Origin of the sequence: Bradyrhizobium sp. MOS002 (genome assembly GCF_003020115.1) — a bacterium.
Classification (GTDB): domain Bacteria; phylum Pseudomonadota; class Alphaproteobacteria; order Rhizobiales; family Xanthobacteraceae; genus Bradyrhizobium.
The window spans coordinates 730212-754999 of record NZ_PYFX01000004.1; the positions used below are offsets into that span (position 1 = coordinate 730212).

General features: G+C 65.0%; 23 protein-coding genes and 1 tRNA gene. 14 read left to right on the plus strand and 10 right to left on the minus strand.

What is annotated here, in order from left to right; genetic code table 11:
• Window positions 1–42: 42 nt before the first annotated feature.
• The 3 genes from C7G41_RS16525 to C7G41_RS16535 are packed head-to-tail and all read right to left on the minus strand — an operon-like array spanning window position 43 to window position 2923.
• A complete protein-coding gene (locus C7G41_RS16525) occupies window positions 43–1026 on the minus strand; it encodes a TRAP transporter substrate-binding protein (protein ID WP_106943524.1) in 984 nt (327 codons plus the stop codon).
• A gap of 23 nt (window positions 1027–1049) precedes the next feature.
• Window positions 1050–2315 (minus strand): TRAP transporter large permease, encoded by a 1266-nt coding sequence (locus C7G41_RS16530; protein ID WP_106943525.1) that lies wholly within the window; start codon window positions 2313–2315, stop codon window positions 1050–1052.
• Window positions 2315–2923: a TRAP transporter small permease gene (locus tag C7G41_RS16535; RefSeq protein ID WP_199198440.1), complete on the minus strand. Its 609-nt coding sequence runs from the start codon at window positions 2921–2923 to the stop codon at window positions 2315–2317. The genes C7G41_RS16530 and C7G41_RS16535 overlap by 1 nt, the downstream gene beginning before the upstream one ends.
• Window positions 2924–3127: 204 nt before the next feature.
• Here C7G41_RS16535 and C7G41_RS16540 point away from each other — a divergent pair, with 204 nt between their 5' ends.
• On the plus strand, window positions 3128–3820 hold the full coding sequence (locus C7G41_RS16540; protein WP_199198410.1) for a GntR family transcriptional regulator: 693 nt from the start codon (window positions 3128–3130) through the stop codon (window positions 3818–3820).
• A gap of 117 nt (window positions 3821–3937) precedes the next feature.
• On the opposite strand, the gene C7G41_RS16545 is transcribed toward C7G41_RS16540, so the two are convergent.
• From C7G41_RS16545 to dctP, 3 genes are read right to left on the minus strand one after another with little or no spacing between them, the layout of a single operon-like run.
• Window positions 3938–5296 carry a TRAP transporter large permease gene (locus tag C7G41_RS16545; RefSeq protein WP_106943528.1) on the minus strand — a complete coding sequence of 453 codons (1359 nt, stop codon included), beginning with the start codon at window positions 5294–5296 and terminating at the stop codon, window positions 3938–3940.
• Window positions 5293–5847 (minus strand): TRAP transporter small permease, encoded by a 555-nt coding sequence (locus tag C7G41_RS16550; protein ID WP_106943529.1) that lies wholly within the window; start codon window positions 5845–5847, stop codon window positions 5293–5295. Before C7G41_RS16550 ends, C7G41_RS16545 begins: the two co-directional genes overlap by 4 nt.
• Entirely contained in the window at window positions 5844–6866 is a 1023-nt protein-coding gene (gene dctP, locus C7G41_RS16555; protein ID WP_106943530.1) for a TRAP transporter substrate-binding protein DctP, read from the minus strand. Before dctP ends, C7G41_RS16550 begins: the two co-directional genes overlap by 4 nt.
• Window positions 6867–7199: 333 nt before the next feature.
• Here dctP and C7G41_RS16560 point away from each other — a divergent pair, with 333 nt between their 5' ends.
• Window positions 7200–7442: a pentapeptide MXKDX repeat protein gene (locus tag C7G41_RS16560; protein WP_007591301.1), complete on the plus strand. Its 243-nt coding sequence runs from the start codon at window positions 7200–7202 to the stop codon at window positions 7440–7442.
• A gap of 139 nt (window positions 7443–7581) precedes the next feature.
• On the opposite strand, the gene C7G41_RS16565 is transcribed toward C7G41_RS16560, so the two are convergent.
• On the minus strand, window positions 7582–7929 hold the full coding sequence (locus tag C7G41_RS16565; RefSeq protein WP_007591299.1) for a DUF6481 family protein: 348 nt from the start codon (window positions 7927–7929) through the stop codon (window positions 7582–7584).
• Between the two features lie 268 nt (window positions 7930–8197).
• Between C7G41_RS16565 and C7G41_RS16570 the strand changes: the two genes are divergently transcribed.
• The 3 genes from C7G41_RS16570 (at window position 8198) to C7G41_RS16580 (ending at window position 9731) form a co-directional block, all read left to right on the plus strand.
• Window positions 8198–8434, plus strand: a complete 237-nt coding sequence (locus C7G41_RS16570) for a hypothetical protein (RefSeq protein ID WP_106943531.1) — start codon at window positions 8198–8200, stop codon at window positions 8432–8434.
• A gap of 75 nt (window positions 8435–8509) precedes the next feature.
• On the plus strand, window positions 8510–8746 hold the full coding sequence (locus C7G41_RS16575) for a DUF2273 domain-containing protein (RefSeq protein WP_106943532.1): 237 nt from the start codon (window positions 8510–8512) through the stop codon (window positions 8744–8746).
• Between the two features lie 184 nt (window positions 8747–8930).
• Entirely contained in the window at window positions 8931–9731 is an 801-nt protein-coding gene (locus C7G41_RS16580; RefSeq protein ID WP_199198411.1) for a hypothetical protein, read from the plus strand.
• Between the two features lie 107 nt (window positions 9732–9838).
• Here C7G41_RS16580 and C7G41_RS37840 read toward each other — a convergent pair whose 3' ends face one another.
• Window positions 9839–10000, minus strand: a complete 162-nt coding sequence (locus C7G41_RS37840; protein WP_199198412.1) for a hypothetical protein — start codon at window positions 9998–10000, stop codon at window positions 9839–9841.
• Between the two features lie 140 nt (window positions 10001–10140).
• Here C7G41_RS37840 and C7G41_RS36955 point away from each other — a divergent pair, with 140 nt between their 5' ends.
• Window positions 10141–10395 carry a hypothetical protein gene (locus tag C7G41_RS36955; RefSeq protein WP_146159770.1) on the plus strand — a complete coding sequence of 85 codons (255 nt, stop codon included), beginning with the start codon at window positions 10141–10143 and terminating at the stop codon, window positions 10393–10395.
• A gap of 232 nt (window positions 10396–10627) precedes the next feature.
• Entirely contained in the window at window positions 10628–10846 is a 219-nt protein-coding gene (locus C7G41_RS16585) for a hypothetical protein (protein ID WP_106943534.1), read from the plus strand.
• 126 nt (window positions 10847–10972) lie between these two features.
• Here the strand turns inward: C7G41_RS16585 and C7G41_RS16590 are convergent, their stop codons facing one another.
• Window positions 10973–11200, minus strand: coding sequence for a DUF2171 domain-containing protein (locus C7G41_RS16590; protein WP_106943694.1), 228 nt, complete (start codon window positions 11198–11200; stop codon window positions 10973–10975).
• A gap of 138 nt (window positions 11201–11338) precedes the next feature.
• Between C7G41_RS16590 and C7G41_RS16595 the strand changes: the two genes are divergently transcribed.
• Window positions 11339–12607: a hypothetical protein gene (locus C7G41_RS16595; protein WP_106943535.1), complete on the plus strand. Its 1269-nt coding sequence runs from the start codon at window positions 11339–11341 to the stop codon at window positions 12605–12607.
• A 498-nt stretch (window positions 12608–13105) separates the two neighbouring features.
• On the opposite strand, the gene C7G41_RS16605 is transcribed toward C7G41_RS16595, so the two are convergent.
• Window positions 13106–13182, minus strand: a tRNA-Arg gene (locus C7G41_RS16605).
• A 403-nt stretch (window positions 13183–13585) separates the two neighbouring features.
• On the opposite strand from C7G41_RS16605, the gene C7G41_RS16610 reads away from it, so the two are divergent.
• From C7G41_RS16610 to C7G41_RS16635, 6 genes are all read left to right on the plus strand, one after another.
• Window positions 13586–18790 (plus strand): alpha-2-macroglobulin, encoded by a 5205-nt coding sequence (locus C7G41_RS16610; RefSeq protein WP_106943537.1) that lies wholly within the window; start codon window positions 13586–13588, stop codon window positions 18788–18790.
• Window positions 18791–18858: 68 nt separating this feature from the next.
• Entirely contained in the window at window positions 18859–21009 is a 2151-nt protein-coding gene (gene pbpC / locus C7G41_RS16615) for a penicillin-binding protein 1C (RefSeq protein ID WP_245446554.1), read from the plus strand.
• A gap of 50 nt (window positions 21010–21059) precedes the next feature.
• Window positions 21060–22802 (plus strand): glycosyltransferase family 39 protein, encoded by a 1743-nt coding sequence (locus C7G41_RS16620; protein ID WP_106943538.1) that lies wholly within the window; start codon window positions 21060–21062, stop codon window positions 22800–22802.
• A 1-nt stretch (window position 22803) separates the two neighbouring features.
• On the plus strand, window positions 22804–23649 hold the full coding sequence (locus tag C7G41_RS16625) for a phosphatase PAP2 family protein (protein WP_106943539.1): 846 nt from the start codon (window positions 22804–22806) through the stop codon (window positions 23647–23649).
• Between the two features lie 68 nt (window positions 23650–23717).
• A complete protein-coding gene (locus C7G41_RS16630) occupies window positions 23718–24449 on the plus strand; it encodes a glycosyltransferase family 2 protein (protein WP_106943540.1) in 732 nt (243 codons plus the stop codon).
• Entirely contained in the window at window positions 24446–24784 is a 339-nt protein-coding gene (locus tag C7G41_RS16635) for a lipid-A-disaccharide synthase N-terminal domain-containing protein (RefSeq protein WP_106943541.1), read from the plus strand. Before C7G41_RS16630 ends, C7G41_RS16635 begins: the two co-directional genes overlap by 4 nt.
• Window positions 24785–24788 lie beyond the last annotated feature (4 nt).

The following is a 24788-nucleotide window of genomic DNA, read 5'->3' on the forward strand; positions in this document are numbered from 1 at the left end:
GGGGGCTGGATCCGCCGGGTGTTATGAGGGGGATGGGTGGGGTCAGAGCGTGGCGCCGACCTTGCGCAGCTCGGCGAGGACAGGTGCCTTGGGCAGCCAGATCTTATCGAACTCGGCAATGACAGCTTCGGTATCGCCGGCCGGCACCTGGCGGATCGGGATCGGGGCGTTCTTGAAATTCTCGATCAGCGCGGGCTCGTTGGAGGCCAACTCGTCGATCTGCGCATCCAGCGTCGACTTGACGGTCTTGGCGATCAGCTCGCGGTCGGCGGCGGGGAGCGACTGCCAGACCCGGCCCGAGACCACGGCGGCCATCGGCATGAAGACGGCGTTCATCTGCAGGATCACCTTCGACACCTTGTCGAAGCGCTGGTTCCAGGAGAATTCGAGGTCGGCCTCGAGGCCGTCGACCTGGCCGTTGGCCATCGCGTCGAACACCTGCGGCGTCGGGATCGGCGTTGGCGCGGCGCCGAGCGAGGAATAGAAATCGCGATAGACCGGGGTCGGATTGATGCGCAGCTTCATGCCCCTGATGTCGGCGAGCGTTGTCAGGTCCTTGGACGAGAACACCGCGCGCATGCCGGTGATGCCCCAGCCGAGTCCGATCGTTCCGGTCTCTTGCGGCAGCACCTCGAACAGCTTGATGGCCGCCGGATGCCGCACGAATTTCGCGACTGCTGGCGTCGAGCGGACGATGTAGGGCGCGTTGATCGCAGCGATGTGCGGCACGCGCGAGCCGAGCTCGGCGGCCTGGATGAAGCCCATGTCGAGCGCGCCGGACTGCAATTGCTGCATCATCGCGGGCTCGTTGCCGAGTTGGCCGGAGTGGAACACGGTCAGGGTGAGGCGGCCGTTGGTAGCGGCTTTGAGGTCTTCGCCGAACTTGAGCGCTGCCTTGTTCCAGGAATGGCCGTTGGGCGTAATCAGGCCGAGGCGGAATTCCTTGGCCTGCGCGAGCGCTAGCGAGGGCGCGAACAGCGGCAGGGCGGCGCTGGCGGTGAGAAAATGGCGGCGTGAAAGCGGCATGGTTGGGCTTCCTTCTGGACGGCCTATTTGATGAGGATCAGCGAGAGCGACGGATAGAGCGAGAGCAGCACCAGCAGGACGCAGGAGATGACGAAGAACGGCAGCGTCACCATGAACATCTTGCCGGGCTTGGCGCCGGTGACGGCGGCCGCGACGAAGAAGCAGAGCCCGACCGGCGGCGACAACAGGCCGAGCACGAGGTTGATCACCACGACGACGCCAAAGTGCCGGGGATCGATGTGGTAGACGTCGGTTGCGACCGGCAGCAGGATCGGCACCGTCATGATCAGCCCGGGAATGCCGTCGATCACCGTGCCGATCACCAGCAGGATGACGTTGCAGATCAGCATGAAGCTGATCGGGTCCTTGGCGGCCGTCTGGATCCAGGCGGCGGTTTCCTGCGGCACCTTGCCGAAGATCAGCACCCACGAGAACACCGCCGCGGCGGCCACCAGGAACAGCACGATCGCCGAATAGATCGCGCTGCGCAGCATCATCTGCGGCAGCTGCGAGAATTCGAACTCTCGGGTCCAGAACTTTCCGACCAAGGCTGCGGCAACGGCGCCGACGGCGGCGGATTCCGTCGCGTTGGCGAGACCGCCGAGGATGGTGCCGACGATGACGATCGGGATCAGCAGGGTGGGCGAGGTTCGCAGGATCGTCGCCACGCGCTGCCGCGGCGTCTGATAGTCGGCGCGGGGATAGTTGTAGATGTATCCCATCAGCGCGATGACGACGCAGAACATCACGGTGAGGATGACGCCCGGCACGATGCCGGCGATCAGCATGTCGCTGACCGAGACCTGCGCCAGCACGCTGTAGACCACGAACATCACCGACGGCGGGATGATCGGACCGAGCATGCCGCCATAGGCGGTCAGTCCCGCCGCGAACGTCTTGTCGTAGCCCTTCTTCTCCATCTCCGGCACCATGATCTGGGCCATGATCGCGACCTGTGCAGTCGCAGAACCCAGGATCGAGGAGATGAACATGTTGGCGAGGATGTTGACGTAGGCGAGCCCGCCCTTCAGCGAGCCGACGAACGCCATCGCCATGTCGACGATGCGCCGCGTGATGCCGCCGCCGTTCATGATCTCGCCGATCAGGATGAAGAGCGGAATGGCGATCAGGCCGTAGCTGTCGACGCCGCCGAACAGCTGCAGAGGATAGGACTGGAACAGCACCGGATTGCCGGACGCCGCGATGTAGACGAGGCCCGCGAGGCACAGGCAAAGGCCGATCGGCACGCCGACCAGCATGATTGCGAGGAAGGCTGCTGACGTGACCATCAGTTGACTCCGTCGAGTTCGGAGAGCGCAAAGCCCCTCGGTGGCGTGCGCGGGACCAGCTCGAGATCTTCCAGCAAATTGGCGAGACCATGAACGGTCATCGACACCGCGAAGATCGGCAGCGTCAGATAGAGCACCCAGGTCGGCCAGTTCAGCGTCTGGGTGTGTTCGGTGTAGACGAAGTTGAAGGTTTCCGCCGCGAGCTTGCGGCCGTCGAACCCGGCGCGGGCCAATCCGATCGGATCCATCCAGAGCACGCAGGTGACGATCAGCGCGATGCCGAATACGACGACGAGGCCGGTCGAGATCACCTTGGCTATCTTCTGGCGGCGGGGCGAAAGACGCTCCGTCAGCATCGTGACGGCGAAGTCCAGTCGCAACCGCGTCATGGCGGAGGCGCCGATGAAGGTCAGCCAGACCACGCAATAGACCGCGGATTCATCGATCCAATAGATCGGGAAGTGCGAGTAGCGGGTGACGACGTTCACCAGGATCAAGCCGGTGAGCAGGTACATCAGGCCCATCAATGCAATGCGCTCGACGGCGAGCAGGGCGCTGGAGGCACCGACGACCATGCGTTGAACGCTGAACGCGCGCGTGGCCGGCATCGTCTGCTCGATCATGAAGAGGCCCCATTGCCTGCAAGATTTGTCGTGCGATAGCCGAATGTATAATTTATACATTTTGGCTGTCAAATGGAATTGCGGGCTGCGTGGAAGGCGTGCACGCGCTTTTTGCGGGGACGAGATGACCTCAACATGCAAGACAGGGACCGTTCCGGCCGGCCGAGTCGGAGAGGGACGGAAGATCGGATGAAAGTGCCTCTGAAGCATCGCACCCTGTCGGCTGCGATCGTCGACCAACTCCGGCAGGCAATCCTCGACGGGACCTATCCGGCCGGATCGCAACTGCGCCAGGATGCGCTTGGCGAGGCCTATGGCGTCAGCCGCATCCCCGTGCGCGAGGCCCTGTTTCAGCTCGAAGCGGAGGGCCTGGTGCGGATCGTTCCGCAGAAGGGCGCCATCGTCTCCGAGCTGTCACTGGACGAGATCAATGACGTCTTCGACTTGCGCCGGATCCTGGAGCCGCGGCTGCTGGCGCACTCGGCCCCCCGATTCACTGCAGACGATTTCGACGGCCTCGACGACATCCACAAGAGCTTCGAGAAGGCGATCAAGGCCCGCAACGTCAGCGAATGGGGGCAGCTCAATGCCGACTTCCACATGGCGCTCTATGTCCATGCCCCGCAGCCCCGCACCCGGGCGATCGTGCTGTCACTGCTCCAGACCAGCGACCGCTATACGCGTCTCCAGCTCTCCAACACCAAGGCGATGGGGACCGCCGAGAAGGAGCACGCCCATCTGATCGCACTCTGCCGCGCGGAGAAGGTCGAGGAAGCCTGCCGGTTCCTGGAGCGTCACATCGAGGCCGTGCGCAAGGATCTGTTGCAGGTGGTGGGTGGCGGCGCGATCACGCCGAAGTCGCGGCGGAACGAGAAATCGTAGGGTGGGTTAGCGAAGCGTAACCCACCATCGTCCAGCGAATGCGGGACGAAGTTGGTGGGTTACGCCTCGGGGACTGCGCTTTGCGCAGCTACGGAGCTAACCCGCCCTACCAACGTGTCACCTGCTCCCGTCCGGCCCCATCACCAGGTCCGGCAGCGCGGTGGAGATCCCCGGCACGAAGCACAGCAGCAGCACCGCGACCATCATCAGCAGCACGAACGGCAGCGTGCCCCAGATCACCTCGCGCAAGGGGATGTCGGGCGCGACGTTGCGAATGACGAAGATGTTGAGGCCGACGGGTGGATGGATCAGCCCCATCTCCATCACGATCGTCATGACGACGCCGAACCAGATGATGTCGAAATTGGCGGCGCGTAAGGGCGGCAGGATGATCGGCGCGGTCATCAGGATGATCGAGACCGGCGGCAGGAAGAAGCCGAGCACGACGACCATGACGAGGATCGCGAACAAAAGGCCCCAGCGCGGCAGATGCATCGCGACGACGGATTCGGCGGCAGATTGCGAGATGTGGAGATAGCTCATCACGTAGGAATAGAGCAGCGACATGCCGATGATCATCATCAGCATGGTCGATTCCCGGATCGTCGATTTCAGGATGGGGGCGAGGTCGCTCGGCCGCCACACGCTGTAGATCGCAGCGATCAATGCCAGCGCCAGGAGGCCGCCGAGGCCGGCGGTCTCCGACGGCGTCGCGTAGCCGCCATAGAGCGCGATCATGACGCCGGTGAGCAGCAGCACGAAGGGGATCACGCGCGGCAGCACGCTGAAGCGCTCCGCGAGCGTGTACTCGTCGCGGGCGAGGATCGCAGCTTCCGGGCCGCCGTTCTTGTAGATCGCTTCGGCCGCGGCATATTCCTGGCGGAAGCGGATCACTGCGTAGACGCCGAACAGCGAGACCAGCAGCAGGCCGGGTCCGATGCCGGCGAGGAACAGCCGTCCCAGCGATTTTTCGGCGGCGACCGCAAACAGGATCATCGTGATCGACGGCGGCAGCAGAATGCCGAGCGTGCCGCCGGCGGCGATGATGCCGGCGGCAAAACCGCCGGAATAGCCGCGCTTGCGCATCTCGGGGATGCCGGCCGAGCCGATTGCCGAGCAGGTCGCGGGCGATGAGCCCGCCATCGCCGCAAACAGTGCGCAGGCGAACACGTTGGCGACCCCGAGGCCGCCGGGGACGCGGTGCAGCCAGGCGTGCAGAGCCGAGTAGAGATCCTGGCCCGCGCGCGACTTGCCGATCGCGGCGCCCTTCAGGATGAAGAGCGGGATCGACAGCAGCGTGATCGAGGCCATTTCCTCGTAGACGTTCTGCGTCACCGTATCGAGAGAGGCGGCGGGCATGTAGATGCCCATGAACACGACCGCGACTGCGCCGAGCGCGAACGCGATCGGCATGCCCGAAAACATCACGACCAGCGTCGCGATTCCGTACGCGAGGCCGATACCGAAAACGCTCATGAACGCCTGGCTCCAGCGAAAGGCAGCGCAAGCTGCACGAGAATCTGGACGCAGAGCAGACTCATGCCAAACGCCATCAGCGAATAGGGGATGGCCAGCGGGGGCGACCACATCGAGTTCGAGACCTGGCCATCGACATAGGCTTCATGCGCCAGCGTCCAGGACTTCCAGGCGAAGAAAGCGCAGAACAGAAGCGTCACGGCATCGACCAGCCAGAGTCTGATCCGGTTCGCCAGCGGCGAGAGCAGGCCGACAAAGGCCTCGATGCCGATGTGACCGCGGTTCTGCTGCACGTAGGCGGCGGTCATGAAGGTGGCGCCAACCAGCAGGAACACCGCCGCCTCGTCCTGCCAATAATTGGCGGCCTTGAACAAGGCGCGGCTGAGCACGCTGTAGCTCAGGATGGCGCAGGCGGCGATCAGCGCAATCGCTGCGAACACGACGATGATGCTGTTGAGGATGGCGAGACCGCGATCGATCGCCGCCGCAAGGCCGGTCCTTGCGGCGGCGTTTGCCTGGTCGTCACGATCCGGAAGCGGACCGTGGCTCATGCGGCGACGTCGGTCGCGAGCTTGAGCAGGTTGGCCGAGGTCGCGGTCTTGGCGCCGTAGTCCTTCCAGGCGGTGTCGCGGGCGATGTCACGCCACTTTCCGACGGTCGCGGCATCGAGCGCGGAGACCTTGGCGCCGGCCTTCTCGTAGACCTTGGCGACCTCGACGTCGTCGTCCTGCGCGCCCTTGCGGCCGAAGGCTTCGAGCTCGGTGCCGACCGCGAGCAGGACGTCCTGCTGGTTCTTCGGCAGCTTGTCGAAGATCGCCTTCGACATCATCAGCGGCTCGAGCATGAACCAGTAGGACGCGCCTGCGCCCGAGGTCAGCGATTTCGCGACCTCTTCGAGACGGAACGAGATCAGGCTGGTCGAGGAGGTGATGCCGGCATCGCAGGCACCCGTCTGCATCGCTGCGTAGATTTCGTTCGAGGGCACCGACAGCACCGAGGCGCCGGCGGTCTGGAGCACCATGTCCATCTCGCGCGAGCCGCCGCGCACCTTGAGACCCTTGGCATCTTCGGGGGCCACGATCGGCTTGGAGCGGCTGGCGACGCCGCCGGCCTGCCACACCCAGCTGAGCAGGATGATGCCCTTGTCGGCGAGGAAGTCGGTCAGCGCCTTGCCGACCGGTTCCTTCTTCCAGCGCATGCCCTGGTCGTAGGTGGTGACGAGGCCCGGCATCAGGCCGATATTGGTCTCCGGCAATTCGCCGCCGGCATAGGGCATCGGATAGAGGCTGATGTCGAGCGCGCCCTTCCGCATCGCGGAGAACTGCGCGTTGGTCTTGATCAGCGAAGAGTTCGGATAGATTTCGGCGGCAATGTCGCCATTGCTGCGCTTGGCGACTTCGGCGGCGAACATGCGGCAGAGCCGGTCGCGGAAATCGCCCTTGTCGACGGTGCCGCCGGGGAATTGATGCGAGATCTTCAGCGTGGTCGCGGCATGCGCGGTGCCGGTGCCGAAACGGAGAATGGCGGGTGTGGCGACGGCGGTCGCGATCAGGTGGCGGCGCGTGAGCATGGTGTGATTCCCTTGGACGGTTCTTTGGACGGTTCTTTGGAGGGCTCTTGTTTGCCGTGATTTTGGATTGGTCTTTGGAGACCGTGCTGAGGCCCATCCTAGCCGGTCTTTCAGACAATGTTCTCTCATCTGATAGTTCGAGACCGAATGCCGCGGCAAGTGCCGGCCATGCTGCGTTGCACACTTCTGATTTTCTGCATCCGTCGAACGAAGGACGGCGGCGGGCGCCTGGAAATTTATCAGCCGCCGCGTAACAATGCCCAGTGGCAATCCGTCGAGATCAGATAGCGGCGTCCGTCGCTGACAAACATCATCTCGAAGGGAAGACCAGTCATGACCATTCGTACCCGCATCGCGCTCGGCGTTTCGGCGGCCGTTCTCTCGCTCGGCCTCGCACTGTCGCCGGCCGCCTTTGCCCAAGACAAGATGGGCAAGGATGACGGCATGATGAAAAAGGACACGATGTCCAAGGACGGCATGAAGAAGGACACCATGTCCAAGGACGACGGCATGAAGAAGGACACGATGTCGAAGGACGGGATGAAGAAAGACGACGGGATGATGAAGAAGCACTGATCTTCCATCGTCGAGGCGGCGCTTGCGACAGACAGACGCGCGCCAAAAATCCGGGGGCGGTCACGTAGACCGCCCCCCAGAATATTGTTTCAGTCCAAATTCAATTGAACGTGACTTGCGAGCATTAGACTTGCGAACGTTACTTGCGCTTCGCCTTGCGGGCGGCGTAGCGGGCGTCTCGCTTGGCCTTTTGATCGGCCTCGGCTTCGGCCGCCTTCGCAACGGCTTCTTCGGCTTCGCGGGCGATCCGCGCGGCCTCGAGCGCGGCAGCCTCTTCTTGGAGGCGCTTCTGCTCGGCCTTTTCCGTCTCGCGCGCAGCCTTTGCCTCGGCGCGCTTGGCCGCAAGGGCCTCGCGCTCCGCACGCTTCGCCACAACCGCGGGATCATCCGGCCCCGGCTGCGACTTGAATTTGTTCAAAAGGTTTTTGCGTGCTTCCTGTGCCGCCTTTTGTCGGTCGGAGAAGCCTGGTTCCCTAAATCCACTCATCGGCGAACCTTGTCATCCTCGCTTTCGATCCTACATCACTGCGTGTTGGTACGTCGGCTGGGCATAGCGGGCGCCGCGCGACGCAGATGCGTGTACATCGGCGCGCGTCGTGATGCCACCTATAATCGCAGCCGATCAGGTAGACGAAAATCGCCGCCCCCGACGATCTCTCGTAGCCCCGAAAAACTGCCGAATTGTGATGCCCCTCATAAAGGGGCACCAGGGCGGCGCCTAGCGTCCCGCCCGGTATGAGCCGCGGAGCACGGGCATGACGATCTCAAGACTGAGCCTGAAGGCGCTCGCAATCGCCGTCGCGGTGGCAGCCCTGGCCGGTGCCACGCTGCTCCTCGCCCGTCCGCAGCCGATCGAAAGTGCCGTCCTGGGCGCAGATTGGGAATGCACCCAGACGGCGTTTGTGCTCACGACCTGCGCACCGCGGGTTCAGCAGGCGATCCCGGCGGCCGAAACCTCGCGCAAGGAAGCGATCCGGCCGACCCGGGGGTAACCGGGGGAGCTTGGGCGGGATGTGACGCCACGCCGCAGAGGTGATAAAGCCCGTTCGCCCCGTGATCGGTCAGCCATGTCCAAGTCCGAAGCCAAATCCGAGCCTAAGCCCAAACCGGCCGCTAAGTCCCAATTCCCTCCGAGACCTCAATCCGGTGACAACCGCCGCGGCGCCATCGCCGGCTTGATCATCGCGATCGTGATCCTCTGCGTCGGCTGGTGGCTCGCCCGCGATCTCACCTCCGCGAGCAAGATGCAGGACTGCCTGATGTCCGGGCGAAGCAACTGCAATGTGATCGAACCGGCCCGCTAGAAGCACTCCAGCGCGGCCCGCGCGGACGAAAAAATGTCGTGATCTTAATCATTTGTAACGGGACTTGGCCGACCAAAGCAGGTCAGTCATGTCAGCCGGCATCAGCTCAGCGCGAGCCGAATCGTCTATCGCGCCAGGCGTCACGGCCATTGACGGCAATCGAGAGAGTAGGGGGCAAGCACGCATGAGTGCGTCCAGTCGCATCAAGATCATCATTCCATTGGTTTCGGCGATGTCGTTGCTCGCCATCCCGGCGCAGGCTCAGGAGGCCAGGCCGCCGAGAGACGCCGCGCAGCCATCGGCCGGACCAGGCGCCGGCGCGCCGCCTCAGAACATGCGCAAGGGTCCGCCGCCGCAGCAGGCTGCCCGGCCCGCACCACAGGCCGGCGGCCAGCCTCACGCTGGCGGTCCTGGTCATGCAGGTCCAGGTCCAAATCCCGCTCTCGCAGGTCCTGCGCCGCGCAACGCCGGCGGTCCGCCGCCCGGACGCAATTACGCCAGGGGTCCCGCACCGGCGCGCGATTGGGGCGGACACGCCTATCGCGGCCATCTCGCCTGGGATGGCGGACGGTGGCGCCACGAAGTCCACAACGGCCGCTCCGGCTGGTGGTGGGACGTGGGTGGCGCGCGGTATTATTATCCGCAGCGGATGGAGGGGCCCCCCGCCTACATCTCGGAGGATTATTATGACGACGTGCCGGTGGCCTATGCCCCGCCCGTCGCCTACGAACCACCGCCGCCTCCGCCGCCGGCCGATCCTGGCGCGAGCGCCCTTGGCGGCGCCATCGTCGGCGGCGTGCTGGGCGGCCTGATCTCGGGCAACGCCTCGGGGGCAGCCGCAGGTGCTGTGATCGGCGGTGCCACCGGGGCGATCGCCGGCGCCACGGCTGCTTCGCGCCCCGGCTACTATCTGGCCCAGGGCAACTGCTACTACCGCTATCCGAGCGGCCAGTATGTGCAGGCCGATCCCCGCGCGTGTTACTGAGCACTCCGGACGAGACCTGAAGCGGAGAGGCGGGCCAAGATCCCGCCTCTTTCGTTCTGGCGCTGGCCGTCAGCTGGCCGGGAATTGAAGGGGAATCGCCCCGCGCGTCAGGATACCAGCCAGCCGAAGAACGCGATCGCGGCCCAGACCAGGCCTGCGATCCAGGCCAGCATCACGATGCCGATGGTCGCAAGATATGCGATGCCGAGCGGGTCGGATCTTTCGCGTCGCGTCGGGACGGCAATTTCGGCTGCGGCTTCTTGTGTCATGACGGGAACATCTCCCATGCCTTCTCGCTCTCTTGGAGCGCTGAAGTCTGTTTAGCGGAGACGCCGGGCGCCGGCTGTGACGCACTTCACAGATCGGAGCGCCTCAAGCCCACAATGGGTGCCGGTCGTTCGACAGATGCGTGAGCTGGATCGCGATGCAAATCCGCGAGGGCGGCATTAACCCCGCAATCATACGGACGAAATTGCCACGCGCTTGTCCAGATCGTCCGGCTAGAATTGGCTTCATGTGTACCAAGTACGATCCACAGCATGAAGCCGAGGCGGCAATGAAGCGCGCCGTGGCAGCCGAAGGTCCCGACCGGCAACGTCTCATCGAGCTGGCTCTGGCCTGGCATCAACTCGCCCGCGATCGGCGCGAAGAGCGGACGGACTGAGCCTACGCTCGTACGACAATATCCGTATTCACAGAAAAACCCCGTGCTCGGGGGACAAGCACGGGGTTCTCGAGAGCCGATCGGGGCTGGCAGATCGGCACCACTCGATGTCGAACGCGCCGATCGCAGGTTCGTTCCGCGCCCCCTCAATCCTTTCGTGCGAGATCATGGAGGCCGACCGGGCGAGGGGCTTACCGATGGAACGTCGGTTCCCCGCGGACGTTGAGCTGCTATGACCGATACCGAGTTGCGCGCAGAGTCCTTCGAGATTGCCTGGAAATATCTCGACCAATCCGGCCTGCTTACCGGCGAGCGCAGGGACGCGGCCCGATTCATCCTGAACAGAATCGACCGCATGATGCGGGGTGGCGAACGGCGACGATTGCTGCTGTCCAACGCCGCGATCGACGCCTATCGGCTACGGCCCGTGCTCGTGACGCTCGACGCCTGACGCGAGGCGCCGAAACGCGGCGTTAAGACTCGTTCGGACGACGATTTTCCGATCGCGATTCGTTTCGGGGAACGAAGCGGAGCAGGACCGTGAACAAACTCAAAGTCCGCGAAGGGACTTGCAGGCTCAGGCTGCTTCCGACTTCGGCACCGCGTCGGCATTGACCGAAAGCTTGACGACATCACCTTCGACGGCCCCCACATATTTCGTGTCGATGTAATGATGATGGTCCTTGTGACCTTCCGGGCTGTCCTTCCGCGTCAGCTTGATGCGGTTGCCCTCGACGCGGTCGACGGTGCCGACATGCGCGCCGTCCTTGCCGATGATCTTCATGTGCTCCCTGATATCGCTCATGATGTTCTCCTTGTGCAGTGTCAACGGCGAGGACTGGTCTTCGTTGCAAGGATGAGCGAGACCGACTGTTGGAGCCAATGCGTTCGCCGAACGTTGAAAGGCAGTCGCAATTGCCAAGACCATCCTCATCAGATCCGCATGGAGACCTCCGAGGCCTATCTCGAACGAAAGCACGGGGAAATCGGGCTGCTGAACGATTGCCTGAGACGCCCGCTGCATCTGGCTCGGCCGCAATCGGTCGACGAGGTCGTGGACTGCAAATTTCGGCTCGCCGCCGCGCTACGCGCGGAGAATGCGCTGCAGGACTGGAAGGCAACGGAGACGGCCTGGTCGCATGCGGCGTCTCCCACCAGCGGTCCGTTTTCGTTCAGCTACGATTATCAGCGCGCGGACCTCAAGGTGCGCGGTCCCTCGTTTTATGAGCCCGAGCGGAGCTGCAGGAGCGAGGCGATCTATACCGCCTCCGGCATGGCCGCGATTTCCGCGCTGCTGCTCGCGTCCACACGAATCATAGGCAAGGCAGACATCGTGGTGCTGCCGGGCACCTACGGCGAGACACTGGAGCTGATCGACAGCCTTGTCCCCCATTTGCGGCTTGTTACCGCCAGACTCCCGCTGGGCGAAGCGTTTGCTGCGACAAGCTCGCCGCGTCTTCTCCTGCTGGATTCATGCGCCCCGGCCGGAGCGTTCGAGGCCGCTTTACGTTGCGATGGTTCGGCGCTCGATCTGCTGATTTTCGACACGACATGTTTCGCCGGCAGATCGGGACGCATCCGGCGCGTCCTGAGATGGGCGGCGCGATGGGACATTCCCGTAGTGTTGGTGCGAAGCCACAACAAGCTGGATTCGCTCGGCGTGGAATACGGCCGGCTCGGCTCTGCCGTGTTCGTGCATTGGAGCCGGAAGGACCTCAAGGCAGGCCAGCTGCTGTCTGAAAGCCTGGCGACGGAAACCCGCAATGCGGTCCGGCTTCTCGGTGGCGCGGCGTTGCCGGCGCACTTCCCACCATTCGTGGGCTCAGTGGCCTATTGGGCCCTGACGAAAAGGCGCGTCGCGGCGATCCTGCGCAACGGTCGCCACACGGCGCGATACTTCGCCTCCGAGCTCGCTTCGCTCTCGGCCGAGCTGCATTTCACCCACGGCCTCTATGTCACGCTTCGCGGCAGGCGCGCCCTCGATGAGGCGACCGCGCGGCAGGCGGCCGAGGATATGAGCCGCGACCTTGGCGGCAAAGGCTTCCCCATTCGCCACGCCGGCAGCTTTGGTTTTGATTTCGCGGCGACCGAATGGTTTCGCGACGCGACCACGGATCGGTACAGCGTCCGGGTCGCCGTGCCGGATCTGCCGACCGAGTTGTGGAAGGATCTAGCGGCGGCGATCGCCGAGTGGTGGGCAGCGAATCAGTGAGAACTCGGACCTGGAGAAAAACCGTCCCAGCTTCGACTGAGTTTCGCGACTCCAGGGCAATTGATCGACGCCCGGCCGATCTAGCGCGGCGCCTGAATCAATCGATCGCCAGGCATTCTTCGAGGGCAGGCTTCTGGTGGCTGCGACGCGCCCACGCCTGAATGGCGAAGGCGAGCTGATGCTGACTCACCGCCGCGTTTGCGATGGAAGCCCGCGCCGTCGCGATGGGCTTAGTTATGACGCCGGAGTTCACGACTCCCGCATCGATTGCCAGGAACGATATTGCGACAACCGCCACCGCAGATGCGATAGCCATTCTCGTCAAGTCGGATAGTGGCATCGAAGTCCTTATCGGGCGCACCTCGCCCGGCGGATAGATAGGGTTCGTTTGCCCGGATCAAAGCCCGAAGCGAGGTTTCCCACGCGTTCGTGAAGGGCCGTGGATTCTGCGGATGCGCGTCGTAGACCGGGCTCACGATGAACGTTTGCGACTGAAAATGGCGATCCCGGCAGGAATCGAACCTGCAACCCTCAGAGTAGAAATCTGATGCTCTATCCAGTTGAGCTACGGGACCATCTTGAGCCGCCCTGGTTTGGGGCCGGCTGTTCATCTACCATGCCATTATGAAAAATATCGTCTTTCGCCAAGCCTGAACCGAACCGTTTTCCTCGAAGCCGCGACAAAGCGGAACGGTGGGGTGTCAGGGTGCCGGGTTGAGCGGCAGCGGACTGGACGATGGATCACATCGCCGGGAACGCTGGCCAGCTTCCGGGACACGGCCGCCGGTCGACTGGTCGGGTATTGCTGCGCCATCAGGACGGCGTGCGTAGCGGTAGCTTGATCGGTCTCCTCTGGGCGTGCCTTGTCATGGCGAATGCGACGGTCTGCACCTTTGGTTCCATCGCCTTGAGTCCGTCACCTTTCCGCGCATTTCATGCGACAAGCGGCGTTCGTCCGCGATTTCCGGGAGTCCATCCATGATCGGTCTTGTTCGCGCCGTCACACTCTGCGCCACGCTCGCGTTCGGCCTTAGCGTAGCGCAGGCCGCCGACAAAGCCTTCAAGCGCGACGATCTCGCCGATTCCGCGATCAAGCTGGAGGCGCAGATCAAGGGCGAGGCGGGACCGGTCGCCAAGACCGGCGCGAGCTTGCGCACCGACGCTGACGCCGCCTTCCGGCGCAACGACTATCGCACCGGCCTGTCGGTGCTCGGCCAGATCGCGGCGACCGCACCGGAAGACGCCGGCAACTGGCTGCGCCTGGCGAAAGTCATCTTCCAGATATCGCCGAAGAGCTCGAGCGAGCAGACCTTCCTGCTGGAGCGCGCCTCGACGGCTGCATACATCGCCTACCAGCGCGCGGGTAATGCGGGCGAGGAGGCCGACGCGCTCGCGGTGCTCGGCAAGTCGCTGTCCGAACGCAAGCTGTGGCGGCCGGCGCTGGATGCGCTGCGGCTGTCGCTCGACATGCGCGAGGTCGCCGACGTCCGCGGCCAATATGAGAAGATGCGCGACGAGCACGGGTTTCGGCTGCTCGACTACACCGTCGACTCGGACTCCGCCAGTCCGCGCGCCTGCTTCCAGTTCTCGGAGGAGCTGGCAAAACGCACCGATTTCGCGCCGTACCTCGCGCTGGCGGGCCAGGACAAGCCTGCCCTGTCGGCCGAGGGCAAGCAGCTCTGCGTCGACGGGCTGAAGCATGGCGAGCGGTACAACATCAATTTGCGCGCCGGCTTGCCGTCCACCGTGAAGGAGGGCCTGCCGAAATCGGCCGAGTTCAACGTCTATGTGCGCGACCGCAAGCCCTTCGTGCGCTTCACCAGTCGCGCCTATGTGCTGCCGAGGACGGGCCAGCGCGGCATTCCCGTCGTCAGCGTCAACACGCCAGCCGTTAACATCAATGTGTTCCGGATCGGCGACCGCAATTTGATCAACACCGTGGTCGACAGCGATTTCCAGAAGACGCTGTCGAAATACCAGCTCAGCGATCTCGGCGGCGAACGCGGCGTGAAGGTCTGGACCGGAGAGCTTGCGACCGCGATGACGCTGAACCAGGACGTCACCACCGCATTCCCGGTCGACCAGGCGCTCGGCGAACTCCAGCCCGGCGTCTATGTAATGACGGCCGCGGCCAAGGGGCCGGGCTCGGACGACGACTACCAGCTCGCCACCCAATGGTTCATCGTCTCCGATCTCGGCGTCACCGCCTATTCCGGCAATGACGGTATCCATGTCTTCGTGAATTCGCTGGCCTCGACCGATCCGGTCGGCAAAGCCGAGGTGCGCCTGGTCGCGCGCAACAACGAGATCCTGGCCACCCGCAAGACCGATGAGAGCGGCCATTTGCTGTTCGAGGCGGGGCTTGCGCGCGGCGAGGGCGGCTTGTCGCCGGCGATGCTCACCGTGACCGGCGAGAAGGCCGACTACGCCTTCCTCAGCCTCAAGTCCTCCGCCTTCGATCTTTCGGACCGCGGCGTTTCGGGCAGGGCCGTGCCTGCGGGCGCCGACGCCTTCGTCTATGCCGAGCGTGGCGTCTATCGCTCGAGCGAGACCGTCTATGTCACCGCGCTGCTGCGCGACGGGCAGGGCAACGCCGTCACCGGTGGGCCGATGACCCTGGTGATCGAGCGTCCCGATGGCGTCGAATACCGCCGCGCCGTGCTGGCCGACCAGGGCGCCGGCGGGCGCACCTTGTCTGTGCCGCTCAACTCGGCCGTCCCGACCGGGACCTGGCGGGTGCGCGCCTTCACCGATCCGAAGGGCTCTTCGGTCGGCGAGACCACTTTCATGGTCGAGGACTACGTCCCTGATCGGATCGAATTCGACTTGTCTGCCAAGGACAAGCTGATCAAAGCTAACGCTCCAGTAGAGCTTAAGGCGGACGGGCATTTCCTCTATGGCGCGCCGGCCTCGGGCCTGGCGCTCGAAGGCGATATGCTGGTCGCGCCCGCGTCCGAGCGGCCGGGTTTCGCCGGTTACCAGTTCGGCGTCGCCGACGAGGAGACCACCTCGAACGAGCGCACGCCGCTGGAAAACCTGCCGGAAGCTGACGCCAACGGCGTTGCGACCTTCCCGGTCACGCTCGACAAGCAGCCGGCCTCGACGCGACCGCAGGAGGCGCAGATCTTCGTCCGCATGGTCGAGACTGGCGGCCGCGCCGTGGAGCGTAAGATCGTGCTGCCGGTCGCGCCTGCTGCCGCCATGATCGGCATCAAGCCGCTGTTTGGCGACAAGAACGTCGCCGAGGGCGACAAGGCCGAGTTCGATGTCGTGTTCGTCTCGCCCGAGGGTGAGAGGCTTCGCCGTGACGGCCTGCGCTACGAGCTCCTGAAGATGGAGTCGCGCTACCAATGGTATCGCCAGAGCAATTACTGGGAGTACGAGCCGGTCAAATCGACCTCGCGCGTCTCTGACGGCGACGTGACCGTCGCCGCGGACAAGCCGTCGCGGATTTCGCTGACCCCACAGCCCGGCCGCTATCGGTTGGACGTGAAGTCGAACGACGCCGACGGCCCGGTGACCTCGGTGCAGTTCGACGTCGGCTGGTATTCCGACGGCAGCGCCGACACGCCGGACCTGCTGGAGACCTCGATCGACAAGCCGCAATACGCCTCGGGCGACACGATGACCGTGTCGGTCAATGTCCGCAGCGCCGGCAAGCTGACCGTCAACGTGCTCGGCGATCGCCTGCTGACGACGCAGACCATCGACGTCAAGGAAGGAACCGCGCAGGTGAAGCTCCCGGTCGGCAAGGACTGGGGCACCGGCGCCTATGTGGTGGCGACGCTGCGCCGTCCGCTCGATGCGGCCGCGCAACGCATGCCGGGCCGGGCGATCGGACTGAAATGGTTCGGCATCGACAAGCAGACCCGCACGCTACAAGTGAAGCTGACGCCGCCAGCACTGATCCGGCCGAATGCGATGTTGAAGGTCCCGGTGAAGCTCGATGGGCTCAATCCGGGCGAAGACGCCAAGATCGTCATCGCCGCGGTCGACGTCGGCATCCTCAACCTCACCAATTACAAGCCGCCGGCACCGGACGATTATTATCTCGGCCAGCGCCGCCTGAGCGCGGAGATCCGCGATCTCTATGGGCAACTCATCGACGGCATGTCGGGCACGCGCGGGCAGATCAAGTCCGGCGGCGACGCCGGTGCCGCCGAGCTCCAGGGCTCGCCGCCCGCGCAAAAGCCGCTCGCGCTCTATTCGGGCATCGTCACCGTTGCCGCCGACGGTACCGCCGAAGTGAGCTTCGACATTCCAGAGTTCGCCGGCACCGCGCGCGTAATGACGGTGGCGTGGACCGCGACAAAGCTCGGCCGCGCCAATACGGATGTGGTGATCCGCGATCCTGTCGTGCTGACCACGACCCTGCCGCGCTTCCTGCTCAACGGCGACCACGGCACGGTCAATCTCGAGATCGACAATGTCGAGGGGCAGGCCGGCGATTACGTCATCAACGTGAAGACCGGCGGTCCGGTGAAGATGACCGGCAATCCCGCAACCACGGTCAAGCTTGCCGCCAAACAGCGCAACTCCTTCTCACTCGCCGTCGACGCGACGGCGGCGGGGCAGGCGACGTTCGACGTCGACATCAAGGGACCGAACGGCCTGGCGCTGGCGCGGCACTATGCGCTCGACGTCAAGGCGGCGACGCAAGTCCTGGCGCGGCGCTCGATCCGGACGCTGGCGAAGGGCGAGAGCCTGACGTTGACCTCGGATATGTTCGCCGATCTCGTGCCGGGCACCGGCAGCGTCTCGGTCTCGGCCAGCCTGTCGACTGCGCTCGATGCGGCGACGATCCTCAAAGCGCTCGACCGCTATCCCTATGGCTGCTCGGAGCAGATCACCAGCCGCGCCATGCCGTTGCTCTATGTCAACGAGCTCGCGGCCGGCGCGCATCTGGCCTTGGACACCGAGGTCGACCAGCGTATCCGCGACGCCATCGAGCGGCTCTTGGCGCGCCAGGGCTCGAACGGCTCGTTCGGCCTGTGGTCGGCGGGCGGTGACGATGCCTGGCTCGACGCGTATGTGACGGACTTCTTGACCCGCGCCCGCGAGAAGGGATTTGTGGTGCCGGACGTGCTGTTCAAGACCGCGCTGGATCGTATCCGCAACTCCGTCGTCAACGGCAACGAGCCTGAGAAGGACGGCGGCCGCGATCTCGCTTACGGCCTCTACGTGCTGGCGCGCAATGGCGCTGCTCCGATCGGCGACCTCCGCTATCTCGCCGACACCAAGCTGAGCAACCTCGCGACCCCAATCGCGAAGTCGCAGCTCGCGGCTGCGCTCGCGCTGGTCGGCGACCGCAACCGCGCGGAGCGGGTCTATGGCGCAGCGCTCGACAGTCTCGCGCCAAAACCGGTGCTGGAGTTCGGTCGTACCGACTACGGCTCGCAGCTTCGCGACGCCGCAGCCCTTGTGTCGCTTGCCAGTGAGGGCAATGCCCCGAAAGCGACGCTGACGCAGGCGGTGTCGCGGGTCGAGACTGCGCGCGGGCTGACGCCCTACACCTCCACACAGGAGAATGCGTGGCTGGTGCTGGCGGCGCGCGCGCTCGCCAAGGAGAACCTGTCGATGGAGGTCGACGGCCAGCCGGTCAAGACCGCGCTGTACCGCAGCTACAAGGCCGTGACCTTGGAGGGCAAGCCGTTGAAGATCACCAACACCGGAGATGCGCCGGTGCAGGCGGTGGTCTCGGTGTCGGGTTCGCCGGTGACGCCGGAGCCCGCGGCATCAAACGGCTTCAAGATCGAGCGCAGTTTCTTCACGCTCGACGGCAAGCCTGCCGATATCAGCAAGGTCAAGCAGAACGACCGCTTCGCCGTGGTGCTGAAGATCACCGAGGCCAAGCCCGAGTACGGCCACATCATGGTGTCCGACTATCTGCCGGCCGGCCTGGAGATCGACAATCCAAAACTGGTGTCGTCGGGTGACAGCGGCACGCTGGGCTGGATCGAGGATGGCGAAGAGCCCGAGGATACCGAGTTCCGCGATGACCGCTTCACGGCGGCCGTCGACCGGGCCTCGGATTCCAAGGCGGTCTTCACGGTGGCCTATGTCGTGCGTGTGGTCTCGCCCGGCAAATACGTGCTGCCGCAGGCCTATGTCGAGGACATGTACAATCCCTCGCGCTACGGCCGCACCGGGACGGGCACCGTCGAGGTGCGGGCGGCGAAGTGATGAGCGAGGTGACGCCTCATACTCAGTCGTCATGCCCGGGCAAAAGCGCGAGGCGCGTCTTCGCGCAGATGTCCCGGGCATCCACGGACTTGGTTGCCGCGAGCAAGAATGTGGATGGCCGGGACAGGCCCGGCCATGACGGAGCGAAGGGCAGGGGCTTTCGTGTCCTCTCTGCCGCGGCACTCATGCTCATCCTCGCCATCTCCGGCTTCGTCGCCTGGGTCTATTCCCTCGGCCCGCTGCCTTTCGACGAAGCCCGTCAGGTCTCCACCACCATCGTCGATCGCAACGGCGCGCTGCTGCGCGCCTATGCGATGACGGACGGGCGCTGGCGGCTGCCGGTCGAGACAAAGGCGAACGTTGATCCGACCTATCTCAAACTGCTGCTCGCCTATGAGGACCAGCGCTTCTACGCACACGACGGCATCGACCCGCTGGCGCTGGGGCGCGCTGCGTTTCAGCTTGGAACGCGCGGCCACATCGTCTCGGGCGGCTCGACCATCTCGATGCAGCTCGCACGGCTGATGGAGCCGCGGCGGCTGCGCTCGCTCTACGCAAAGCTGCGGCAGATGGTACGTGCGATCGAGATCGAGCGCAGCTTGAGCAAGGAGCAGATTCTCGATCTCTATCTCGCGCTCGCGCCTTACGGCGGCAACCTCGAGGGTATTCGCGCCGCCTCGATCGCCTATCTCGGCAAGGAGCCGAAGCGGTTGTCGCTGGCTGAAGCCGCGTTGCTGGTCGCGCTGCCGCAATCGCCGGAGACCCGCAGGCTCGATCGCTATCCCGATGCGGCGCGCAGAGCGCGTGACCGCGTGCTCGACCGCATGGTCGAGGAGCAACAGATCAGCCTTGATGATGCGAAGCAGGCCAAAGCCGTTCCCGTACCGAAACTGCGCAAGCCGATGCCGATCCTCGCGCCGCATGCCTCCGATGCGGCGCTCGCGACGGTCAAGGATACGCCCGTCATCAAGCTGACGCTCGATGCCAACCTCCAGAAGGTGCTGGAGCCGCTGGCGCGCGATCGTGCCATTGCGTTGGGCCCAAACATCTCGGTCGGCATCATCGTCGTCGACAATGAGAGCGGCGACGTGCTCGCGCGCGTAGGCTCTGCGGATTATTTCGACGAGGGCCGGGCAGGGCAGGTCGACATGACCCGCGCCATCCGCTCGCCGGGATCGACGCTGAAACCGTTCATCTACGGGCTCGCCTTTGAGGACGGTTTTGTTCATCCCGACAGTCTGATCGACGATCGGCCCGTACGGTTCGGCTCCTACGCGCCGGAAAATTTCGACATGACGTTTCAGGGCACCGTGCCGGTGAAGAAGGCGCTGCAGTTGTCGCTGAACGTGCCCGCGATCGTGCTGCTCGACCGCGTCGGCGCGAGCCGGCTGGCCTCGCGGCTGCGCCAGGCCGGTGGCAATCTGGTGCTGCCCAAGGACGAGGCGCCGGGACTTGCCATGGGCCTTGGCGGCGTAGGCGTCACGCTACAGGACCTCGCTCAGCTCTATGCGGGCTTCGCCCGGCTCGGCACCACCAGGCCGCTGCGCGAGATCATGACCGACAGGGACGACCGCGAGCCGCTGCGGCTACTCGATCAGGTCGCGGCCTGGCAGGTCGGCAATGTGCTGCTCGGCACTCCGCCGCCGGAGAACGCGGCTCACAACCGCATCGCCTTCAAGACCGGCACCTCCTACGGCTACCGCGACGCCTGGTCGATGGGCTTCGACGGGCGCATGACCATCGGCGTCTGGGTCGGCCGCCCCGACGGCGCGCCGGTTCCGGGCCTGATCGGGCGCGTCGCCGCCGCGCCGATCCTGTTCGACGCCTTCGCCCGGACCGGCAAGACGCTCCTCCCGTTGCCGAAGCCACCGAAGGGAACCCTGATTGCCAGCAACGCCAAGCTGCCGTTGCCCTTGAAGCGGTTCCGCCCGGTCGGGGATCTGGTGCGGACTGGAGGCGAACAGGCCCTGCACATCCAGTTCCCGCTGAACGGCTCGCGGATCGACGTCGATCGCTCGGGTGGCGTGGGGGGCGCAGCCATGCCGGTCAAGGTCGCCGGCGGCATCCTGCCCATGACCGTCATGGTTAACGGAACGGCGCAGGGCGAGATCGACGGACGGCGCCAGCGGCTGATCGATCCGCCCGGTCCGGGCTTCGCGCGGCTGACCGTCATCGATGCCACGGGCGCCGCGGACACAGTTGTCATTCGAATTCAATGACACTGCCCCAAGCGGTTGTGGCGATGGCGGTTTCAGCGTAAGCGGAACCGATGGCCGAAACCTACCCAGCACCCCGTTTTGGAGCTCCTCGCGAGCCGAAATCCCCGGTGAATCCGGGCAGCCGGCTCGTGTCCATGTTCGACATCGCCACGGCCAACCACGTCCGCGCCGTTGCCTTCCTGCTGCTGTGCGCGCTGCTGCTCTTCCTGCCGGGCTTCTTCACGATTCCGCCGGTTGACCGCGACGAGGCGCGCTTTGCGCAGGCGACCAAGCAGATGGTCGAGAGCGGCGATTATGTCGACATCCGCTTCCAGGAGGACGTCCGCTACAAGAAGCCGGTCGGCATCTATTGGCTGCAATCGGCCGCGGTCGAGACGGCATCAGCGCTCGGTCTGCCGCGGGCCGAATTGCGCATCTGGGTCTATCGGCTCCCCTCGCTGATCGGCGCGATCGGCGCCGTGCTCATGACCTATTGGGCGGCGCTCGGCTTCGTCACGCGGCGCGCCGCGGTGCTTGCTGCGCTTCTGATGTGCGCCTCCGTGCTGCTCGGCGTCGAGGCGCGGCTTGCGAAGACCGATGCGATGCTGCTGTTCTGCGTGGTCGCCGCGATGGGCGCGATGGCGCGGGCTTATCTGTCCTGGCAGCGCGCCGAGGACGAGACTCATCCGCCGTGGAGCTGGCCCGCGATCTTCTGGACGGCTCTCGCTCTGGGCATCCTGATCAAGGGCCCGCTGATCCTGATGTTCGCAGGCCTGACCATCGTCGCGCTCGCGATCCAGGATCGCGATGCCTCCTGGCTATGGAAGCTGCGCCCGCTCTGGGGCCTGATGTGGATGCTGGTGCTGGTGCTGCCCTGGTTCGTCGCGATCTTCTGGCGCGCGGGCGATGCTTTCTTCGCCGATTCCGTCGGCGGCGACATGCTCAGCAAGTTGGGTGCCCAGGAATCCCACGGCGCGCCGCCCGGACTGTACCTGGTGCTGTTCTGGATCACGTTCTGGCCCGGCGCGCCGCTCGCGGCGATGGCCGCCCCCGCGGTCTGGCGCGCGCGGCGCGAGCCCGGCGCGCAGTTCCTGCTGGCCTGGCTGGTTCCGTCCTGGATCGTGTTCGAGGTGGTGCTGACCAAGCTGCCGCATTACGTGCTGCCGCTGTACCCTGCGATCGCGATCCTCACCGCGGGCGCGCTGGAGCGGCGCGTGCTGTCCTGGTCCTGGCTGATGCGCGGCTCGGCCTGGTGGTTCGCGATCCCCGTGGGCGGCTCGATCATCGCCGTCGTCGGCGCCGTGATGCTGACGCGGCAACCGGCCTTCGTGGCCTGGCCGTTCATCGCGGCCTCGCTGATCTTCGGCCTGTTCGCCTGGTGGCTTCACGACAACAACCACGCCGAGCGCTCCCTGCTCAACGCCCTGGTCGCAGCCCTGATGCTGGCGGTCGTGGTCTACGGCATCGTGCTGCCGTCGCTGACGCCGGTGTTTCCCAGCATCGAGGTCGCACGTGCGCTTCGCAACGTCGCCTGCGTCGGGCCGAAGGCTGCCGCGGCCGGCTATCACGAGCCGAGCCTCGTCTTCCTGACCGGCACGCAGACGCTGCTCACCGACGGTTCGGGCGCGGCGGATTTCCTGCGGCAGGGGAGCTGCCGTTTCGCACTGATCGAGCAGCGTTCGGAGCGCGGCTTCGTGCAGCGCGCCGAGGCGATCGGGCTGCGCTACAAGGTTGGCACGCGCATCGACGGTTATAATTTCTCGCAGGGGCGCGCGATCTCGATCTCGATCTTCCGCTCGGAAGGCACCGAGTAGGATGTCGGCGCCAACCGACATCGCGCCGCGCGCGAGCTATCCCGCGCAATTGCTCGCCCTGTCGAGGCGCGCCCTGGCACAGCTTGTGCGCACGCCCTCGCATTCGCGCCGCGCCGAGGCAGCGCGAAAGCTGGCACGGCATTCGCTGTGGCTCAGTGCGGCAGGTGCAGCCCTGGTCATCGCGCTGATGGTCGTGTTCGACCTGACCGAGATCCAGCTGATGCCGGCGCGCGGCACGCCGGGCCTGTGGCCGATCCGCATCCTCACCGATTTCGGCAAGGATGAGTATGTGCTCTCGGTGCTCGGGGCCGTGCTGGTGGTGCTGGCGCTGGTTGCGGCGGGATTGCACGGCACAAGCCGCGCATTGCTGCTAGGCCTCGGCACGCGACTGCAGTTCATGTTTCTGTCTGTTGCCGTGCCGATATTCGTCGCCGAGATCCTGAAATATCTCATCGGTCGAGGACGTCCGTTCGTCGGCGGCAAGGCCAATCCGTTCAACTTCGTGCCGTTCGAGGGGACGGGGGCCTATGCCAGTCTGCCGTCGGGTCATGCGGTGACAGCGTTCGCGCTGGCGTTTGCGGTCTCGGCGCTATGGCCGCGCCTGCGCGTGTTCATGTTCACTTACGCGATCGTGATCCTGCTGACGCGACTGGTGCTGCTCGCGCACCACCCGAGCGACGTGGTGGCCGGCGCCCTGGTCGGCATGGTCGGCGCCATGGCGGTGCGCTACTGGTTTGCGGCCCGCAGGCTCGGCTTTGCCATCCGTGCCGACGGCACCATTGTGCCTCTTGCAGGGGCGGTCTCGGGCCGCCTCAAAAGGGTTGCCCACGGGGCATCCGCCCCATAAAAGCGGCTGCCTGCCGGGACCGCCGGTTCCCGAGCCGAGCCAAGCCAATTCCAACCACGAGCTTCGATTTGTCGTCCCAGCCCTCGGTTTCCATCGTCGTTCCCGTGCGCAACGAAGCCGACAACATCGTGCCGCTGATCGAGGAGATCGGCGCGGCGCTCGACGGCCGCTGGGCCTATGAGATCATCTACGTCAATGACGGCTCGACCGACGCGACCGGCGAACGGCTCGGCGCGGTCATGAAGCAGCGGGACAATCTGCGCCAGCTGCGCCATGCCAAATCAGGCGGTCAATCCGCGGCCGTGCGCAGCGGCGTGCGTGCGGCACGCGGCGCGATCGTGGCGACGCTCGACGGCGACGGCCAGAACAATCCGGCTTTCCTGCCGGACCTGATCGCGGCGGTCGAGAACGGAAGCAAGGTCGGACTTGCCGCCGGACAACGCGTCGGCCGCAAGGATACCGGCTTCAAGAAATTCCAGTCGCGCGTCGCCAACGGCGTCCGCAACGCGATCCTGAAGGACGGTACGCGCGACACCGGCTGCGGCCTGAAGGCGTTTCGGCGCGAGGTGTTCCTGATGATGCCCTATTTCGACGGGCTGCATCGCTTCCTGCCTGCGCTGGTGCGCCGCGAGGGCTACGAGATCGCCTATGTCGACGTGATCGACCGGCCGCGCCGCTCCGGCGTGTCAAACTACGGTTTCTTCGACCGGCTGTGGATCGGCATCATGGATCTCGTGGGCGTGTGGTGGCTGATCCGCCGCAAGAAGCCGACGCCGGATGTGACTGAGGTGAAGGCATGATCATCCAATACGGTCAGGCGCTGAGCAACTATTTCTACGACGTCTTCGTGGCCAAGTTCGACTTCTGGCTGGCGTTCGGACTCGTCGCGCAGCTGTTCTTCACGGCGCGCTTCCTGGTGCAGTGGATCGCGAGCGAGCGCGCCGGCAACAGCGTGGTGCCGATGGCGTTCTGGTTCTGCTCCATGGGCGGCGGGCTGATGACGCTGGTCTACGGCGTCGTCAAGCGCGAACCTGTCATCATCCTCGGCCAGGCGCTCGCGACCATCATCTATATCCGCAATATCATGCTGATCGTGAAGAACCGCAGCCGCGGCTCGAAGACGCTGGAGCGCTAATCCA

What these genes read in the sequence shown, in the direction of transcription:
- C7G41_RS16545 (WP_106943528.1), bottom strand. Translation starts at nt 5,296, where the DNA reads ATGAGCGTTTTCGGTATCGGCCTCGCGTACGGAATCGCGACGCTGGTC.
- C7G41_RS16565 (WP_007591299.1), bottom strand. Translation starts at nt 7,929, where the DNA reads ATGAGTGGATTTAGGGAACCAGGCTTCTCCGACCGACAAAAGGCGGCA.
- C7G41_RS16575 (WP_106943532.1), top strand. Translation starts at nt 8,510, where the DNA reads ATGTCCAAGTCCGAAGCCAAATCCGAGCCTAAGCCCAAACCGGCCGCT.
- C7G41_RS16635 (WP_106943541.1), top strand. Translation starts at nt 24,446, where the DNA reads ATGATCATCCAATACGGTCAGGCGCTGAGCAACTATTTCTACGACGTC.
- C7G41_RS16610 (WP_106943537.1), top strand. Translation starts at nt 13,586, where the DNA reads ATGATCGGTCTTGTTCGCGCCGTCACACTCTGCGCCACGCTCGCGTTC.
- C7G41_RS16530 (WP_106943525.1), bottom strand. Translation starts at nt 2,315, where the DNA reads ATGGTCACGTCAGCAGCCTTCCTCGCAATCATGCTGGTCGGCGTGCCG.
- C7G41_RS16535 (WP_199198440.1), bottom strand. Translation starts at nt 2,923, where the DNA reads ATGCCGGCCACGCGCGCGTTCAGCGTTCAACGCATGGTCGTCGGTGCC.
- C7G41_RS16620 (WP_106943538.1), top strand. Translation starts at nt 21,060, where the DNA reads ATGGCCGAAACCTACCCAGCACCCCGTTTTGGAGCTCCTCGCGAGCCG.
- pbpC (WP_245446554.1), top strand. Translation starts at nt 18,859, where the DNA reads ATGTCCCGGGCATCCACGGACTTGGTTGCCGCGAGCAAGAATGTGGAT.
- C7G41_RS16560 (WP_007591301.1), top strand. Translation starts at nt 7,200, where the DNA reads ATGACCATTCGTACCCGCATCGCGCTCGGCGTTTCGGCGGCCGTTCTC.
- C7G41_RS16595 (WP_106943535.1), top strand. Translation starts at nt 11,339, where the DNA reads ATGGAGACCTCCGAGGCCTATCTCGAACGAAAGCACGGGGAAATCGGG.
- dctP (WP_106943530.1), bottom strand. Translation starts at nt 6,866, where the DNA reads ATGCTCACGCGCCGCCACCTGATCGCGACCGCCGTCGCCACACCCGCC.
- C7G41_RS16570 (WP_106943531.1), top strand. Translation starts at nt 8,198, where the DNA reads ATGACGATCTCAAGACTGAGCCTGAAGGCGCTCGCAATCGCCGTCGCG.
- C7G41_RS16525 (WP_106943524.1), bottom strand. Translation starts at nt 1,026, where the DNA reads ATGCCGCTTTCACGCCGCCATTTTCTCACCGCCAGCGCCGCCCTGCCG.
- C7G41_RS16580 (WP_199198411.1), top strand. Translation starts at nt 8,931, where the DNA reads ATGAGTGCGTCCAGTCGCATCAAGATCATCATTCCATTGGTTTCGGCG.
- C7G41_RS16590 (WP_106943694.1), bottom strand. Translation starts at nt 11,200, where the DNA reads ATGAGCGATATCAGGGAGCACATGAAGATCATCGGCAAGGACGGCGCG.
- C7G41_RS16550 (WP_106943529.1), bottom strand. Translation starts at nt 5,847, where the DNA reads ATGAGCCACGGTCCGCTTCCGGATCGTGACGACCAGGCAAACGCCGCC.
- C7G41_RS37840 (WP_199198412.1), bottom strand. Translation starts at nt 10,000, where the DNA reads ATGACACAAGAAGCCGCAGCCGAAATTGCCGTCCCGACGCGACGCGAA.
- C7G41_RS16540 (WP_199198410.1), top strand. Translation starts at nt 3,128, where the DNA reads ATGAAAGTGCCTCTGAAGCATCGCACCCTGTCGGCTGCGATCGTCGAC.
- C7G41_RS16625 (WP_106943539.1), top strand. Translation starts at nt 22,804, where the DNA reads ATGTCGGCGCCAACCGACATCGCGCCGCGCGCGAGCTATCCCGCGCAA.
- C7G41_RS16585 (WP_106943534.1), top strand. Translation starts at nt 10,628, where the DNA reads ATGACCGATACCGAGTTGCGCGCAGAGTCCTTCGAGATTGCCTGGAAA.